The 16,968-nt window shown below is 46.9% G+C and carries 19 protein-coding genes; 8 read left to right on the forward strand and 11 right to left on the reverse strand.

Features of this window, described 5'->3' with window-relative positions; all coding sequences use genetic code 11:
* Positions 1-66 precede the first annotated feature (66 nt).
* Together DN53_RS07640 and DN53_RS07645 are read right to left on the reverse strand one after the other, a co-directional pair.
* Positions 67-357, reverse strand: a complete 291-nt coding sequence (locus DN53_RS07640) for a GIY-YIG nuclease family protein (RefSeq protein WP_129653796.1) — start codon at positions 355-357, stop codon at positions 67-69.
* Positions 358-417: 60 nt separating this feature from the next.
* Entirely contained in the window at positions 418-840 is a 423-nt protein-coding gene (locus DN53_RS07645) for an OsmC family protein (RefSeq protein WP_129653797.1), read from the reverse strand.
* Positions 841-897: 57 nt separating this feature from the next.
* Here DN53_RS07645 and DN53_RS07650 point away from each other — a divergent pair, with 57 nt between their 5' ends.
* The gene (locus DN53_RS07650) at positions 898-1,500 is read left to right on the forward strand and encodes a carboxymuconolactone decarboxylase family protein (protein WP_129653798.1); all 603 of its coding nucleotides are present in this window, start codon (positions 898-900) and stop codon (positions 1,498-1,500) included.
* 7 nt (positions 1,501-1,507) lie between these two features.
* Here DN53_RS07650 and DN53_RS07655 read toward each other — a convergent pair whose 3' ends face one another.
* The 5 genes from DN53_RS07655 to DN53_RS07675 all read right to left on the reverse strand — a co-directional run bounded on the left by DN53_RS07655 (position 1,508) and on the right by DN53_RS07675 (position 5,754).
* Positions 1,508-2,077: a uracil-DNA glycosylase family protein gene (locus DN53_RS07655; RefSeq protein ID WP_129653799.1), complete on the reverse strand. Its 570-nt coding sequence runs from the start codon at positions 2,075-2,077 to the stop codon at positions 1,508-1,510.
* A 62-nt stretch (positions 2,078-2,139) separates the two neighbouring features.
* Positions 2,140-3,270, reverse strand: coding sequence for a DUF819 family protein (locus DN53_RS07660; protein WP_129653800.1), 1,131 nt, complete (start codon positions 3,268-3,270; stop codon positions 2,140-2,142).
* Positions 3,267-4,280 carry a succinylglutamate desuccinylase/aspartoacylase family protein gene (locus DN53_RS07665; RefSeq protein ID WP_242502094.1) on the reverse strand — a complete coding sequence of 338 codons (1,014 nt, stop codon included), beginning with the start codon at positions 4,278-4,280 and terminating at the stop codon, positions 3,267-3,269. Before DN53_RS07665 ends, DN53_RS07660 begins: the two co-directional genes overlap by 4 nt.
* Before the next feature lie 64 nt (positions 4,281-4,344).
* A complete protein-coding gene (rsmI, locus tag DN53_RS07670; RefSeq protein ID WP_129653802.1) occupies positions 4,345-5,016 on the reverse strand; it encodes a 16S rRNA (cytidine(1402)-2'-O)-methyltransferase in 672 nt (223 codons plus the stop codon).
* Between the two features lie 48 nt (positions 5,017-5,064).
* Positions 5,065-5,754 carry a hypothetical protein gene (locus DN53_RS07675; RefSeq protein WP_129653803.1) on the reverse strand — a complete coding sequence of 230 codons (690 nt, stop codon included), beginning with the start codon at positions 5,752-5,754 and terminating at the stop codon, positions 5,065-5,067.
* A gap of 158 nt (positions 5,755-5,912) precedes the next feature.
* On the opposite strand from DN53_RS07675, the gene DN53_RS07680 reads away from it, so the two are divergent.
* The 7 genes from DN53_RS07680 to arfB all read left to right on the forward strand — a co-directional run bounded on the left by DN53_RS07680 (position 5,913) and on the right by arfB (position 13,093).
* On the forward strand, positions 5,913-6,557 hold the full coding sequence (locus tag DN53_RS07680; RefSeq protein ID WP_129653804.1) for a thymidine kinase: 645 nt from the start codon (positions 5,913-5,915) through the stop codon (positions 6,555-6,557).
* Complete coding sequence (alr, locus tag DN53_RS07685; protein ID WP_129654052.1) at positions 6,550-7,659, forward strand: alanine racemase; 1,110 nt, start codon at positions 6,550-6,552, stop codon at positions 7,657-7,659. Before DN53_RS07680 ends, alr begins: the two co-directional genes overlap by 8 nt.
* Positions 7,660-7,736: 77 nt before the next feature.
* Positions 7,737-8,144 (forward strand): large-conductance mechanosensitive channel protein MscL, encoded by a 408-nt coding sequence (mscL, locus tag DN53_RS07690; RefSeq protein WP_129653805.1) that lies wholly within the window; start codon positions 7,737-7,739, stop codon positions 8,142-8,144.
* A 187-nt stretch (positions 8,145-8,331) separates the two neighbouring features.
* Positions 8,332-9,345, forward strand: coding sequence for an aspartate-semialdehyde dehydrogenase (locus DN53_RS07695; RefSeq protein WP_129653806.1), 1,014 nt, complete (start codon positions 8,332-8,334; stop codon positions 9,343-9,345).
* Between the two features lie 74 nt (positions 9,346-9,419).
* A complete protein-coding gene (locus DN53_RS07700; RefSeq protein ID WP_129653807.1) occupies positions 9,420-11,573 on the forward strand; it encodes a prolyl oligopeptidase family serine peptidase in 2,154 nt (717 codons plus the stop codon).
* 142 nt (positions 11,574-11,715) lie between these two features.
* The gene (locus DN53_RS07705; protein WP_129653808.1) at positions 11,716-12,711 is read left to right on the forward strand and encodes an ABC transporter ATP-binding protein; all 996 of its coding nucleotides are present in this window, start codon (positions 11,716-11,718) and stop codon (positions 12,709-12,711) included.
* Positions 12,689-13,093 carry an alternative ribosome rescue aminoacyl-tRNA hydrolase ArfB gene (gene arfB, locus DN53_RS07710; RefSeq protein ID WP_129653809.1) on the forward strand — a complete coding sequence of 135 codons (405 nt, stop codon included), beginning with the start codon at positions 12,689-12,691 and terminating at the stop codon, positions 13,091-13,093. Before DN53_RS07705 ends, arfB begins: the two co-directional genes overlap by 23 nt.
* Here arfB and DN53_RS07715 read toward each other — a convergent pair whose 3' ends face one another.
* From DN53_RS07715 to DN53_RS07730, 4 genes are all read right to left on the reverse strand, one after another.
* On the reverse strand, positions 13,094-13,423 hold the full coding sequence (locus tag DN53_RS07715) for a hypothetical protein (protein ID WP_116216578.1): 330 nt from the start codon (positions 13,421-13,423) through the stop codon (positions 13,094-13,096). It abuts the gene before it with no gap.
* Positions 13,424-13,680: 257 nt separating this feature from the next.
* Positions 13,681-14,130: a GreA/GreB family elongation factor gene (locus DN53_RS07720; RefSeq protein ID WP_129653810.1), complete on the reverse strand. Its 450-nt coding sequence runs from the start codon at positions 14,128-14,130 to the stop codon at positions 13,681-13,683.
* Positions 14,131-14,143: 13 nt separating this feature from the next.
* The gene (locus DN53_RS07725) at positions 14,144-15,496 is read right to left on the reverse strand and encodes a sensor histidine kinase (protein WP_129653811.1); all 1,353 of its coding nucleotides are present in this window, start codon (positions 15,494-15,496) and stop codon (positions 14,144-14,146) included.
* Positions 15,496-16,860 (reverse strand): sigma-54-dependent transcriptional regulator, encoded by a 1,365-nt coding sequence (locus DN53_RS07730; protein WP_129653812.1) that lies wholly within the window; start codon positions 16,858-16,860, stop codon positions 15,496-15,498. Before DN53_RS07730 ends, DN53_RS07725 begins: the two co-directional genes overlap by 1 nt.
* Between the last annotated feature and the right edge of the window lie 108 nt (positions 16,861-16,968).

Here is a 16,968-nt window from a genome sequence, read left to right on the forward strand (position 1 = left end):
ATCTTGGTTTTTAGATGTCGTCAGTTCGAGTGTTTCGGGCTTGCCTCGAAATGTATCGAGAACCGACTATTGAAACTTCTTTTTAGCAAGATTTGGTAATGTGTTTTGCCTTTCTTGAATTAAAGCTTCTTTTTTGGCCCTTGACCATTTTTTCACTTGTTTCTCTCGTTGAATGGCAAAAGCAATATTGGTAAACTGCTCAAAATAAACCAACTCTATCGGCCTTCTTGAAAAGGTGTAACTTCGAGGGTGTTTTCCCGAGCTATGTTCTTGAAATCTCTTTTCAAGGTTGGAGGTTACGCCTGTGTAAAATGTTCCGTCTGAACATTTTAGAATGTAAACATAAGATAACTTCATCTAATATGCCACTTCTCGATACAATTCTGGTTTCACCAGAACCACTCGAAGTGACGCAACTTACTGCTCATGGAAAACCGTCTTGATCTCCAATTGCGCAAACCGTCTGAACATTTCCATGACACCGCAGTATTTTTCCACGGAAAGATCTACCGCTCTTTGAAGTTTGTCCTCTTTTAGGTTGGAACCGTAAAAGTGGTATTCAATGACCACGGAATCATAATATTTGGGATGCTCATCCGTGAGGTTGGCGATGGTTTCAATGGTAAAATCGTCTACCTCCAGTTTCATTTTCTTGATCAATGAAGCCACATCCAATCCTGAGCAACCGGCCAATCCGGACAACATTAACGCCTTGGGGCGCAAGCCTGAGCCTTCACCTCCATCGTCCGGCCCTGCATCTATCCTTAAATTGTGTCCCGATGGGTTATTGCTTTCAAAGGCCATTCCGCCCAACCATTTGGTAGTGATGTGATTTGTCATGAAGTCAAAAAATTTTGTTTCTTGTAGAATTCAAAAATACAATTTAAAATCGCATCCATGGCCTTAGTGAACCCGCTTGATCCCAATCATGATCTGGAAACCAAACAACTTGCCGAGTTCTTTAATGAAACTTTAGGATTTTGTCCCAATTCGGTATTGACCATGCAGCACCGTCCTGCCATTTCCAAGGCGTTTATCAACCTCAACAAAGCAGTGATGGCGAACGAGGGAAGGGTAACCTCGGCACTGAAACGTATGATTGCCTGGGTAAGCAGCAATGCCACCGGGTGTAGATATTGCCAGGCCCACGCCATAAGGGCAGCGGAACGCTACGGGGCCGAACAGGAACAGTTGGACCATATCTGGGAGTACCGCACCCATCCCGCCTTTTCCGAAGCGGAACGGGCCGCTTTGGATTTTTCGTTGGCCGCTTCTCAAGTGCCCAATGTGGTCAGTTTGGAAATCAAGGAACGCTTATATGAATATTGGGATGAAGGTGAAATTGTGGAGATGTTAGGCGTGATTTCCTTATTTGGTTACCTCAACCGATGGAACGATTCCATGGGCACTTCCATTGAGAATGGAGCTGTGGAAAGTGCGCACCAATATTTGGGAAAACACGGTTGGGAAAAGGGGAAGCATGATGGGTCCATGTATTAGATTGTAGTCATAGACAACTGGATACTCTCTCTCGTAACATAGGTAATACCTCCTTCTCGAACCAAGGGTTTTTGCTTAACCAAAAACGGTTTCTGGGTGATGGATGGGGTAACACAAAAAAATCCGGCCCGTAGTCTTGATAGTTTTTTACCGTTTCGGTCAAGGTTTTCTTTCTGGCATCTCCCAAGTAATGGTTTTGCGCATATTGCCCAATAAGGATGGTCAGTTTTAGCTGCGGCATTTGATTTAACAATGGTTGATGCCACAACGGGGCACATTCCGCTCTCGGGGGTAAATCGCCCGATTTTCCTTTTCCGGGATAGCAGAAACCCATGGGGATCAGAGCGAACAATTTTTCATCATAGAACTGCTCATCTGTCACATTCAACCATTTTCGGAGCTGCTTACCGCTTGGGTCATCCCAAGGCACTCCGGTTTGGTGTACTTTGGTGCCCGGCGCCTGCCCAATGATCACAATCCTGGATTCTGGATGGGCCGAAACTATGGGTCTGGGACCCAAGGGCAAATGCGTTTTGCAAACGGAGCAATTTCGAATTTCAGAAAGAAGTTGGTCCATACTTCCTGCTTTTGTCGATAAATACTGTTCTTACTAACACTTTTTTATATAAAATGGGACTTCTACGCCATGAACCGTTGTAGCATATAAATAGTGATCATTCCCCAAAATGTACCCGTAGCCATACTCAAAATGGCCAAGATAATGGCGTGGGGCATCCACTGTTTTTTATAGGCGGCGGTTACTGCAGGGGCCGTGGCAATACCCCCAACATTCGCCATGCTGGCAATGGGCACCCAAGCCATGTTCACGTTGAGGAGTTTGGCAATGAGCACCATGAACAGAAAATGTCCCAAAAGCCAAACCAAAAGGAACCAAAAAAAGTGTAGATCAAACCCAAATAGATCAAAATGCAGCTTTAGCCCCAATATGGACATGACAGTAAGGATAAGGATTCCCCCCAATTTGAGGGAGAACCTAAAATTCCATCCACGGATAAAATTGCCCAGAACCAATCCCACCAACGAAAGTGTGACCACTTTTCCCACAAAGGATTCCATCACCGCATTCAAAAGAAGAACGACCGCCACCAAGACGAGAAGTGTACTCCAAATGGGCCATCGCTTTGAATCTTCTTCCCGTATGCCTTCGGGAAGCATGGCATCCTTAATTCCCAAGAACGAATTCAGCCTATTGCTTTTTTTGATGATCTGGAACATCAGAATGGTCCAAATGTTGACCAAAATATTGTCCATCACCAAAACGGAGAGAAAAACACCCTCAGGACACTCTACCAATTCCTTGAGCACCAACTGACTGGTACTTCCTCCAATCCAGCTTCCCACAATGGGAGGCACCCCTTTCCAAAAACCCTTGTTGGAAAAGGTCTCGGTCACCAAATCCGTATGGGAAAAAACCGCTACGAACACTACTGGAAACAGCGCAATAAAAAAAGACCCTGAAACAAAAAGAAGAATGGGTTTAACCCCAATGGCCCTCAACTGCCCTAATGAAAGGCTAGCCATTGCCGCAACTATGGTCAATGGGATGAAAAAAGTTTTGCTCAGGTCATGAATGCCGTCCTGGGAAAAGTCCCATCCGAAAGCATAGCATATCAGGGCCGGGATAATGTAGGACAAAAGAATGGCGGGAACCCAATCAAAAATTGACTTAACTGTTCTGTGTTCCCAGCGATCCAAAAAATAGACCGATGTTACCGTAAAAAGAGTTATGCCCCAAGGAAGCCAACTCATGGCCGAGATTCTAAAACGCCCAGATGGATGATCCGTCCACCCGAAATATTCACTGGATTGGTACTCTTGCCAATGACAATCCCGGATTCTGGGGCAAAATATTCCTCAACCACTTCCCCAAATGGATTGCGAAGCGTTGCCAAAAGTTCTCCTTTTTTAACCACTTGGTTCAACGACACATGTACCTCCAAATACCCCCCTTTTTTGGTGAAGAGCCAATACGATCTTGAACAAACATTCTTGGCGGGTGGAATCTTGGCTTCGCCTTTGACAAAATCCAACCACTTTAGAAGATTCTGGATTCCTACGACTCCACGATCTATCATTTCTTTCTGAAAGACCTGTGGATTGCCGTATTCCACCGTAATGCTCTTTACTCCTTTCTTCATGGCAAAAGCTCGTAGGGTAAGTCCGCTGGCTTCCCCAAAACTGGCCTCGCCCTTGTTGGAAACAATGATGTCGGGTTCCAAAATGCGAATCATGATCGATAGGGTTTCGTCTTGCATATCACCACGTCCGTAAAGCGTATTTTCCCGACCAAAACTGGCCGTGTGCAAATCAATGTGATAATCGAAAAGTGGAATGATTTTTTTCCCTATCTGAAAGGCCATTTGTTGGGAACGATTGCCATTCTCCTTCCCTGGGAACAGGCGGTTAAGGTCTTGTTGGTCCACAAATTCACGCCGCTGATTGGCAATGGCCAAGGAATTCAAACCTGGAATGGCTATGATGGTACCTTTCATTTGAGCAGCATCAAGGGAGGCGAAAACCTTCTGGATAATTGCAATGCCATTGAGTTCGTTTCCATGGATGGCCGCCGTTAGTCCAAGTACTTTGCCTTCATTGCTTCCTTTGGCAATAAGAACAGGAACTTGTATGGGGTTGGCGAAGCCGTCATCTCCAAGGGAAAGCCATACTTTATGAATTTTTCCCTCCTCAAAACTTGATAGGACCAGACTATCCAGTGTGGGAACTGATACCACTTGACTCCACCCACATATTGAGGTCATTATTAAGAAACCCAATAAAATCCTGATTTTCATGCCCTTGGAATTTGAGAAATAAATATAGTCTTTATTTCTTCCCGCCCACCACGATAACAAATTCGCCCTTGGGGGGGTTTTCCGTAAAATGTGAGAGTACCTCAACTAATGTCCCCCGAACCGTTTCTTCATACAATTTGGTAAGTTCCCGAGAAACTGAAACGGGTCTGTCCGTCCCAAAATAGTCCACAAATTGGGTCAAGGTCTTTATCAATTTATGGGGAGATTCATAAAACACCATGGTACGGTGTTCTTCGGCCAACTGTTGCATCCGGGTTTGACGGCCTTTTTTTATGGGTAGAAAGCCTTCAAATACAAAACGGTCATTGGGAAGGCCACTGTTCACCAAGGCTGGCACAAAGGCCGTTGCCCCGGGCAGGCATTCCACTTCAATGTGGTTTTCCACGCAAGCACGGGTGAGCAAAAAACCAGGGTCCGAAATAGCTGGGGTCCCTGCATCCGAAATCAGCGCCAACGTGGCCCCGCCGTTTAACTTTTGCACCAATGCATCAACTTGTTTGTGCTCATTGTGCATGTGATGGCTCCGCAGGGGAGTAGCTATTTCAAAATGTTTGAGCAGTTTTCCGCTGGTACGGGTATCCTCCGCCAAAACCAAATCCACTTCCTTCAAGACCTTGATGGCCCGAAGGGTCATATCTTCAAGATTTCCAATTGGGGTCGGAACCAAATACAGTTTTCCCATGTCCCAAAGTTACGGTCTTGTTTGGAAAAGTAATTGAAAAGATGTTTGTTAAGCAAATCTGCGTTCAATGAGGGCCATCAAACGGGTTTCGTATTCTTCTTTGCCTTCCCAATTATTGTATTCGGGTTTTACCATATTGTTGATGAAGGCAACGGAGCGTTCCTCGGTATCAATGGTGTTCAATTGGGACAATACTCGGGTATAATCCTCCATATTATTGTTGAACAAGTGCTTCACGAAGGCCAATCTATCATTGAGCCCTACCTGCATATCCTTGCCCAGAGTATCGTTCAAGGATTTGGGCTTGTTGCTCTGTTCTGCCTTTATCTGCCTTTCAACAGAAGTCACATCTTCTTTATCGTTTTTTACAAATTCAGGTTTGGCCACGAATTCGGCAAACACCTGTTCCAAGACCATTTCAGATGGCATTTCGGAGACCATCCCTTTGATGGTTTCCATACCTGGTGTCATGATATCTTCCTCGTGGGGGTTGCTTTCCGGTACGGCAATATTTCCGCTGAGGACGGCATTGGCCACTTTCTCAAAACGTGAAGCGACCACATTCTTGGAGACATCAACCTCCACATCACTCAATTTCTCATCGATGAATTTGAGTACGGCCAGTCTTTCATAGATACTTCTTGCCTTCTCATACAAAACCACCAAATCCTGATCTTCCCTTGTGGTGATGATCTCGGTGGATAATTTTATCAGTTCTTCCCTTAGTTTCTGTATCATAGCCAACTTCTTTAGTATAAAAATATAATCATTTTATATTTACCGCTGCGAACAAAAGGTTAAATTTTAACCTAAGGTCGGGGGTACATTTTTTTAGTAGCTTTGTGCTTCGTCCCAATACAACGAAAAAAACATACAGTTTCGTTCAAAAATACGCTATGTTTCTTGAAAACACGGTAAACCCCAAAGAACAGTTCGGATGGATAGAGGTCATCTGCGGTTCCATGTTTTCTGGAAAGACCGAGGAACTCATCCGCCGATTGAAGCGGGCACAGTTTGCCAAACAAAAAGTAGAGATTTTTAAACCCATGGTGGATACCCGCTACCATGAGGATATGGTGGTATCCCATGATGCCAACGAAATCCGTTCCACTCCTGTTCCAGCTGCGGCCAATATCCGCATTCTTGCAGATGGTTGTGATGTAGTGGGAATTGATGAGGCACAATTTTTTGATGATGAGATTGTAACGGTATGCAACGATTTGGCCAACCGAGGGGTACGTGTGGTGGTGGCCGGGTTGGATATGGACTTCAAGGGCAATCCTTTTGGCCCCATGCCTGCCTTGATGGCCACAGCGGAGTATGTGACCAAAGTACATGCCGTTTGTACACGCACAGGAAATTTGGCCAATTATAGTTTTCGGAAATCCAGCAATGATAAATTGGTGCTTTTGGGCGAGACCGAAGAATACGAGCCACTTAGCCGAGCCGCTTTTTATAAGGCCATGCTCAAGGAAAAAATAAGCCAAATGGACGTGGACGCGGAGGAGGTGGATGCAAAAAAGAAAAATGGCAATGCGTAAAGTAGGGGAAACCACTCTGGAAATAAACCTGTCCGCCCTAGCGCACAACTACAGGTTTCTCCGTTCAAAAATAGCACCGGGCACCAAATTTCTGGCCGTGGTCAAGGCTTTTGCCTATGGCAGTGACATGATTGCCATTGCACAAAAAATGGAGGCCTTGGGTGCAGATTACTTTGCGGTAGCCTATGCCCGTGAAGGCATCTTGTTGAGGGAAGCCGGGATTACCAAACCTATTTTGGTATTGCACCCGCTTCCGGTGAATTTTGAGGAGATCATTGAACATCGCTTGGAACCCAATATATACTCCCCAAAAATCCTCAAAGCGTTTATAGGGACGGCCAAAACAATGGAACAAGTGCAATATCCCATCCACCTTAAGTTCAATACGGGGCTCAACCGTTTGGGCTTTGGAGAAAATGATGTTGACTTTATTTCGGAACAGGTCAAGGATGCACCAGAGGTAAAGGTAGCCTCCCTGTTTTCTCATTTGGCTGCATCGGAAGATCCAAACGAAAGGGATTTTAGCGAGAATCAAATCAACACCTTCAAAAAAATTGCCGAAACACTCAGTCAAAAATTGGGCTATACGCCCATGAGACACATGCTCAACACTTCGGGCATCCTAAATTATCCCGAGGCCCAATTTGAAATGGTCCGGAGTGGAATCGGTCTGTATGGCTATGGAAACCATAAGGAGGTTGATGCCCAATTAAGACCGGTGGCCACCTTGAAGACCATCATTTCACAAATACATCAATTGGAACCTAATGAAACGGTAGGGTATAATCGGGCCTTCAAATCCGATGGCCCACGAAAAACCGCTACGCTTCCCTTGGGTCATGCGGACGGTATTGGGCGTCCCTATGGCAATGGAAAGGCCCACGTGCTCATCCATGGAAAAAAGGCCCCGATCATCGGCAATGTCTGCATGGATATGATCATGGTGGATGTTACGGATATCGATTGCAAGGAAGGTGATGAGGTCACGGTCTTTGGACCCCAAAAATCGGCCGAGGAATTCGCTTCCGGGGCAAAGACCATCTCCTACGAAATCCTTACGGCCCTATCCCAACGGATAAAACGCGTAATCGTGGAAGACTGATTTTTCCCAAATGTTTGTGGAATCAATGCCTTTTTTTGATTATTTTGTTTCTTGATTAACCAATACTTAACTATAACATGGGATTTTTAAAAGAGTTTAAGGACTTCGCCATGAAAGGAAACCTAGTGGATATTGCCGTAGGTTTCGTAATGGGCGCAGCGTTCAACAAAGTGGTATCCTCCTTCACCGGGGGCATTGTTTCACCTTTGGTCGGTCTATTGTTCAATTCGGATTTCAACGACTTGAAATACGTAATTACGGAAGGAACCGTGAACGACGCAGGGGAAACCGTAGGGGAAATTGCGGTCCTATATGGAGCGTTCCTCACCAACGTGATCGATTTCACCATTGTGGCCTTTGTCATGTTCATGATCGTTAAAGGCGTAAACAGGATGAAAAAGAAAGAAGAGCCCGCACCAGAGGCTCCAAAAGGCCCGACCCAAGAAGAGTTGCTGGCCGAAATCCGGGATTTGTTGAAGAAATAAAATCGTTGGCCCTTTTTTAGGGCCGCCGCTACATCACAATTAACCCTTTAAAAACCATCAATTTGCCCCGCAAGCAGGTTGATGGTTGTTTTATTTGTAACTTTTTGTTATTTTTTGATTATTCTTCTTTGGGATACTTGTTTAGATCGCTAACTGGCGTACCTTTGCGGTTCAAATTTAAGTAAGCATGAAAGTAGCAGTTGTAGGTGCCACAGGAATGGTTGGCGAAGTGATGTTGCAAGTTTTGGCGGAACGCGATTTCCCCATTTCAGAATTGTTATTGGTTGCCTCGGAGCGCTCCGTAGGCAAAACGTTGACTTATAAGGGGGAGGAGCATACCGTTATTGGGCTTGCCGATGCCGTTGCCGCCCAACCCGATATTGCCATCTTCTCAGCAGGAGGGGACACGTCTTTGGAGTGGGCTCCAAAATTTGCCGAAGTTGGCACCACCGTCATCGATAATTCTTCCGCTTGGCGAATGGACCCCACCAAAAAATTGGTGGTGCCGGAAATCAACGCCAATGAACTGACCGCCGAGGACAAAATCATAGCCAATCCTAACTGTTCCACCATTCAATTGGTGATGGTGTTGGACCCGCTACATAAAAAATATGGGATGAAACGTGTGGTGGTTTCTACCTACCAATCCGTTTCCGGGACCGGGTTAAAAGCTGTTCAACAAATGGAGAACGAAGCTGCCGGCATAGAGAGTGACATGGCATATCCCTACCCCATCAACCGAAATGCATTGCCCCATTGCGATGTGTTCTTGGAAAATGGCTACACCAAGGAAGAAATGAAATTGGCACGCGAACCCCAAAAAATATTGGACGACCGTACATTTTCGGTTACGGCCACCGCAGTGCGTATCCCAACCGCTGGTGGACATTCAGAATCGGTGAACATTGAGTTCCTAAACGATTTTGAACTTGCCGATGTGCGACAACTGTTGAGCGAGACTCCCGGTGTTGTGGTACAGGACAACACGGACACCAACACCTACCCTATGCCCATGTTTGCCCATGGCAAGGACGATGTGTTCGTGGGGCGTATCCGTAGGGACGAGACCCAACCCAACACCTTGAACATGTGGATTGTGGCGGACAACCTTCGTAAAGGAGCGGCCACCAATGCCGTTCAGATTGCCGAATATTTGGTGGAGAACAAGCTGGTTTCCAACACCTCCGAGGCAATTTCATAAAATACGTTAAAGCCATAGCAGCAGCTAGGGATTGTCGGTTTTTATGGTATTTTTATCAGCATCAATCTGAAAAAATGCGAAACCAAAATCTCCTAGCTGTTGTGGTTTTATGCGCCGCCTGCCAGACCACTCCCAAAAAAGAACCCATCGTTGTGAACTACCCCACCACTCAAAAAGTCGATACCGTAGACACGTATTTCGGAACCGAGGTCAAAGACCCTTACCGCTGGTTGGAGGACGACCGTAGCCCAGAAACCGAGGCTTGGGTAAAACAACAAAATGCCTCCACTTTTGGGTATTTGGACAAGATCCCGTTCCGGGAAGACCTTAAAAACCGGCTGGAAAAACTCTGGAACTACGAAAAAGTGGGTTCTCCCGTCAACGAAGGGGCCTATACCTATTTCACAAAAAATAACGGACTGCAGAACCAAAATGTGGTCTACAGAAAAAAGGGTGACGGACCAGAGGAAGTGTTCCTAGATCCCAATACCTTTTCGGAAGATGGAACTACCTCCTTGATGGGGCTAAGCTTCACCAAGGATGGCTCCAAAGCTGCCTATCTTATTTCCGAAGGGGGCAGCGATTGGCGCAAGGGCATTGTAATCGATGCCGAATCGCGCGAAGTCGTGGAAGACACTCTGGTCGATATCAAATTCAGCGACCTTTCATGGAAGGGGAACGAAGGTTTCTTCTATTCCAGCTACGACAAGCCGGATGGCAGCGAGCTTTCGGGAAAGACCGATCAGCACAAACTATACTATCATGCTTTGGGCACACCCCAATCCGAGGACAAAATCATCTTTGGGGGCACTGCTGAGGAAAAACATCGCTATGTGGGCGGGTACGTTTCCGAAGACGAAAAATACCTGTTCATCTCAGCAGCCGTTTCCACATCGGGGAACAAATTGTTCCTTTTGGACCTCACCGACCCCAATGCAAAATTGGTCACCATTCTGGGCGATACCGATTCCGACACCTCTGTCATCGACAACGAAGGTTCCAAACTGTTTTTGATCACCAACCGGAAGGCACCCAATAAAAAAGTGGTGGTGACCGATGCATCCAACCCCACTCCGGAACATTGGACGGATTTGATCCCAGAAACAGAAAACGTACTAACAGTAGGCACCGGAGGCGGCTACTTTTTTGCCGAATATATGGTGGATGCCATTTCCAAAGTGTTACAATACGGTTACGATGGAAACCTGGTTCGGGAGGTGAACCTTCCCGGTGTGGGAAGTGCCAGTGGTTTTGGGGGCAAAAAGGAGGAAAAGGAATTCTATTTTTCGTTCACCAATTACAACACGCCCGGCTCATCCTATAAATTCAATGTGGAAACCGGGGAATACGAGCAGTATTGGAAACCACAAATCGATTTCAACCCAGAAGACTACGAATCCGAGCAAGTGTTCTACACCTCCAAGGACGGCACCAAGGTTCCCATGATCATCACTTATAAAAAAGGATTGGAGCGCAACGGTAAAAACCCCACCATCCTGTATGGGTATGGAGGGTTCAACATTAGCCTGACACCCGCCTTCAGCATTGTAAATGCCGTTTGGATGGAGCAAGGGGGCATCTATGCTGTACCCAACCTCAGAGGGGGTGGCGAATATGGCAAGGAATGGCACATTGCGGGCACCAAGCTCCAAAAGCAGAATGTGTTTGACGATTTTATCGCCGCAGCGGAATACCTCATCGACAACCAATATACCTCCAAGGCATATTTGGCCGTTCGTGGGGGGTCCAATGGCGGACTTTTGGTAGGGGCCACCATGACCCAAAGACCCGATTTGATGCAAGTGGCGCTTCCGGCCGTTGGGGTCTTGGACATGCTCCGCTACCACACCTTTACCGCCGGCGCGGGCTGGGCCTACGATTATGGCACTTCGGAGGACAATGAAGAAATGTTCAATTACCTGAAAGGGTATTCGCCCGTGCATAACGTAAAGGAAGGCACCGAATATCCGGCCACCTTGATCACCACGGGAGACCATGACGATCGTGTGGTGCCTGCCCATAGCTTCAAGTTTGCGGCAGAACTACAGGAAAAACAGACCGGGACCAACCCCACCCTCATTCGGATAGAGACCAATGCAGGGCACGGGGCCGGAACACCGGTAAGCAAGACCATAGAACAATATGCGGATATCTTTGGGTTCACCTTTTACAACATGGGATACGACCAGCTTCCCAACCAAGCGGTGCTCAAGGAGTTTAAAGATTAATTAATTATAGCTGTTCAGAAAATTAGATAATGCGTCATTCTGAATTTATTTCAGAATCCCATGTGCTTTATTGAAGGGTTTTATGAGAACCTGAAACAAGTTCAGGTTGACGTATTTCTTTCTAAACTGCTTTTATCCATTTATGCTTAAAGTACAGATTGATTCCTTTGGATACCAAGACAAGTCGATTCTCAAGGATATTTCGTTTGAAGTTGCCCCCGGCCAACATGTGGCCCTGATGGGCGAAAGTGGTTCGGGAAAAAGCACCCTCCTAAAAATCATTTATGGGTTTTTGCATGTGGAAGGCGGTTCCATTTTTTGGGGCGATAGGCAAGCCTTGGGACCCAATTTTAATCTGGTGCCCGGCGAGCCGTACATGAAATACCTCTCCCAAGATTTCGACCTGATGCCCTTCACCACGGTGGAAGAGAACATTGGGCAATATCTTTCGGTATTTGAGCGGGAAACCCACCAAGAGCGCATCGCGGAACTGTTGGCCCTAATAGAACTGGAGGCCTATGCCAAGACCAAGGTGAAAAATCTGAGTGGCGGACAACAACAGCGGGTAGCCCTGGCCCGGGTACTGGCCCAAGAGCCCGAGATCCTCTTGTTGGACGAACCTTTTGGGCATATCGACAACTTTAAACGGAACTCCCTTCGCAGGAACCTTTTTGCCCATCTCAAGAAAAAGGGAATAACCGTCCTTACCGCAAGCCACGATCCCAGTGATGTCCTTCCGTTTGCGGAGCGGACCTTGATTTTGGAAAAAGGGCACATCATTGCCAACCAGAAGACCAAAAAACTGTATCGCAATCCACCCAACTACTATACGGCCAGCCTTTTTGGTGAGGTGAACGAACTGCCCATAAAATTGCTGAAATCGTACTCGCAAATCGATAAATCGGTGTTGGTGTACCCTGATGAGTTCAAGGTGTCCACCACTTCGGGATTGAAGGTAGGGGTGACCCATTCCTTTTTTAAAGGAAGCCATTACCTCAACGAGGGGCAGGTGGAAGATGGACCCATGCTTTATTTCAACACGCCAAAAAAACTGAAGGTAGGCGATACCGTTTTCCTTAATGTATCTTTGGGGACCATAAACAGGCGTCTCCAAGGTGGACAAAAAACAAATCCATAGCGAACTACAATGTAAAGCCGTCCGAAGCAGCGGCGCGGGCGGGCAGCACGTGAACAAGGTTTCCACTAAAGTGGAACTGGCCTTTGATGTGGCCGCATCCCAAGGGTTGTCCGCTGTGGAAAAGGAACGCCTGCTCCTGAAACTGAAATCCAGGCTTACCAAGGATGGGGTCCTGCAATTGCACTGCGACGAATCCCGAAGCCAACACAAAAACCGTGACCTTGTGGTAAAGCGCCTTTTTGACCTGCTGAAAAATGCCTTGACCGTTCCCAAAAAACGGAAACCCACCAAACCCACCCGATCTTCCGTGGAAAAACGGTTGAAATCCAAAAAACAAGCTGCGGAAAAGAAGTCCCAACGCAAAAAACCGGGTCTGGAGTAGCTAGTCTTCCTTTTCCAAAGTAGAAATGAGTTCCCGCATCTGGTCCAAAAACCCGGCTTCCTCAAACGGGATAAGTTGGGCGGTGAGCTCCAGAACTTTCTGGATGTGCACCTGCGGTTCCCTGATCTGCGTATGCTCCCCCACATGGGGATTGTCCAAGGCCAAGATGCAGACATTGATCAAGGACTCCAGATGGAACAACAGGTCCTGATAGCCTTTAATATACAAGTGCTCCACCTCAAAACCCGATCTGTAGGGCCGCAACGACCTAAAATGTTCCTCGGCCAAAATTGTAACGCCCTTTAAAAAGGCGGTCTGGTTGTTTTCCATGGTTAAAGATTTGAGTTCATTTAACCAAAGGAAAAGAATCTAAATGAGAAAAGCGCGGACGATAATCCGCACTGGTTCAGATTGATACCCTTAAAACCGTAAATTAGAGGATATAAACCCCAGTTATGCAAGCCGAAAAAGAAACAATCTCAGTAATTACCAGTGCCGCTTTGACCATAATAGCCTTAATTGCTGTTTGGTTATACCGGCGTTATCAAGCTAAAAAGAAATCCAATTAAAATTGGGTCTGGAATAGTTTAACCCACCTCCAAAATGGTATGGGTGTTTCCATTAAAGTCAAAGGTCTGGCCCGCCTCTTTTCCCATGAGGAATTGCGCAATGGGCGATCCCGCCGATATGCAGTAGACCATTTGGCCTTCCCATGGGGCGGCCCCGCAGGAAATGGCCAAAAAATACTGGGCCGTACTGGTCTTTACCCAACTTCCTAAACGGATTTTGCCCTGTGCATTTTCAACATTGATTTTTCGTAATATTTCCTTGAGCCGGTCAAGTTCCACCAATTGCTGGGCCAGTTTTTCTTGCTCCAATTGCACCATGGCCCGCCCGGTCTCGTGCTTGTCCCCGGCGCTACTCTTGGTTTCGGAATTTAAAGATTCCTGTAGGGCCGCGGCACTTTTTTTCAGGCGCTCCGTTCGGGTGTCCACATAGTCCCAACAGAACTTTAATAGCTGTTCTTTCTTCTGCATTTTCAATTGTGGTTTAGGCAAACGTCAATCTAAAAACGGTCTCTTGGTCGGGTACGGAGTGTACCTGTATGCCCCCGCCGTGCAGTTGCATCACCCGTTTGCTCAGGCTCAGGCCAATCCCCGTTCCCTCGCTCTTGGTGGTGAAGAAGGGCACAAAAATCTCTTCCAGCACTTCAGGTTGAATGCCCGGGCCATTGTCCCTTATTTCGATATATTTTTTCCCGTTGCGGTCCATCCCGGCCACCATCTGCACCTTTCCGTTCTTGGTATCCCCCACGGACTGAAGCGCGTTCTTACCCAGATTGATCAATACCTGAACAATCTGCTTTTCATCTATGAACAGCTCCAAATCCTCCGGGTCGCACAGCACCTGAAAATCGGTTTCGCCCTCATGCAGCCGCGCGGACATGAGCACATCGATCTTGCCCAAAAGGGCCTTCCCCTGCACAATGGTCCTGTTGGGTTCCGGCACGTGCAAAAGGCTTCGGTAAGATTGTACAAAGTCCATGAGGTTGCCCCCCTGTTCCTTGATCACCTCCAACCCTTTCAGGGTGTTCTTGATCTGATGTTCCTCCAACTCCTCCATGGGGGTGATCTTTCCGTTGTTCCGATAGTATTTGATGATGGAATCTGAAATGGAGGCGATGGGGGTGATGGTGTTCATGATCTCATGCGTCAACACCCGAATAAGGCGCACCCAGGATTCGGTCTCCTTTTCGTCCAGTTCTTTGTGGATGTCCTGTATCACCACTAACAGGAGCGATTTGCCATCCAAAGTAAAAGGGGTGGACTTGATGGCCAGATGAATCTGTTCCCGCTCATTGGTCAATTGAAACTGTTTGCGCTCAAAAGGCTCAAAGGTTTCAAAGATCTTGAACAGGTTTTCATCCACTTGGGCCAATTGTTTGATGTGGTTCAGCGGGGAATAGTCCAACAACTTTTCCATGGTGGGGTTGGAAAACAGGATGTGGCCCTTCTCGTTATAGGTCATGATGCCAATACTGGCCTGTTTCAGGATTTCCTGATAGTATTGTTCCCTGATCTGCAGTTGCAGGTGTACTTCCTGGATCAGCCCATTGACCCGGTTCAGGCTTTGGTTGAGTTCCTTGAAGGATTTAATGGCCACCCGTTCGGGAAAACGAAGGGTAAAATCCTCATTGCGGATGGCATCGAAAAAATAGGCAATCTTGCGGTTGGTCCTGTTGATGAATATGATCAATGCATACACTTGGGACACTAAAAAAATCACCGAAAATGCCAAGGTGAAATACCACATTTTAGAGATTGCAAAAGCGAGGGCCAAGGCCGTGAGCGTGATCAATATCACCCGAACAATCAACTGGATATAAAAATGTCGACTGGCCATTATTCGTGCTTTTTCTTCAATTTATTGTAGAGGGTCTGTCTGGAAATGCCCAATTGTTCCGCCGCGGCGCTGTAATTGCCATCGTGCTGGTCCAAGGCCCGCAAGATCATCTGCTGTTCCATCTCGTTCAGCGTCAACGGCTGATGGTCCAAAGACTGCATGGGTTTGGCGTGCAACAGAAAATCGGTGGGCTTGAGCACATTTCCATCCGAAAGGATCACGGCCCGCTCCATGGTGTGCTGCAACTCCCTGACATTGCCCGGCCATGGATATTCCATTAATTTTTCTTGGGCCACATTGTTGATCCGAAGTCCGGGTTTATCATATTTATGGGCAAATTTTTTCAGGAAAAAGTCAGCCAGCACCAAAACATCGCCTTCGCGCTCGCGCAAGGGCGGCACTTCAATATGGATGGTGTTGATGCGGTAGAGCAAATCCTCCCGAAACAGTCCATCCGCTACCATTTGTTCCAGATTGCAATTGGTGGCACAGACCAACCGAATATCCACCTGACTGGAGGTGTTGGACCCTACCCGGACCACAGCCCTATTTTGAATGGAAGAGAGCAACTTGGCCTGCATCTGCAAAGAAAGGTTCCCGATTTCGTCCAGAAACAGGGTGCCTTGGTGGGCGGCCTCAAATTTTCCCGCCCGATCTTCCTTGGCATCGGTGAAGGATCCTTTTACATGCCCGAACAGTTCACTTTCAAAAAGGTTCTCGGCAATGGACCCCATGTCCACCCCAATGAACACCTCATTTTTTCTTGCGGATAATCGGTGCAATTCCCGAGCGATGAGTTCTTTCCCCGTTCCATTTTCGCCGGTGATAAGGACATTGACATCGGTCTTGGCCACCTTGGCGACCAAGTTCAAAACCGAGGAGAGCGCCTTGGATTGGCCAATGATAAAGTTCTTGTCCTCATTGATGACCTGTTTTAGGTTGCTTTCCTTTTTCTTCAGGTTGTGGATCTCTTGTTTGGATTTCCGCAACTCGTAGGCCGATTGCACCGTGGTCATGAGCCGTTCGTTGTTCCAAGGCTTCAGAACAAAATCGGATGCGCCCTGCTTCAAGGCCTTTACCGCCAAGTCCACCGCACCGTAGGCCGTCATCATGATGACAGAGGTGTTGGGGGATTTCTTTTTGATCTCGTTGAGCCAAAACAATCCTTCGTTCCCTGTGTTCACCCCAGCGGAAAAGTTCATGTCCAACAGCACAATGTCCATTTCCTCCATATTGGGAAAGGAAGAAATCTGGTTGGGGTTGAACAAGGTCTGAACGCTTTTGTATTCAAACTGGAGTAAAATCTCCAAAGCGCTCAATACGCTCTTGTTGTCATCTACCACTAAAATCTTGGCGTCGGTCATAACTCCTATAATTCCTTTTCAATTCTAAAACTACGAATTGGTACAATGCAAGCCATCGATGTGTAAAATAATTTGACATTTTTTGTATAAATATTTTACACCTATGCT

Origin of the sequence: Flagellimonas olearia, from assembly GCF_004150225.1 — a bacterium.
Classification (GTDB): domain Bacteria; phylum Bacteroidota; class Bacteroidia; order Flavobacteriales; family Flavobacteriaceae; genus Flagellimonas; species Flagellimonas olearia.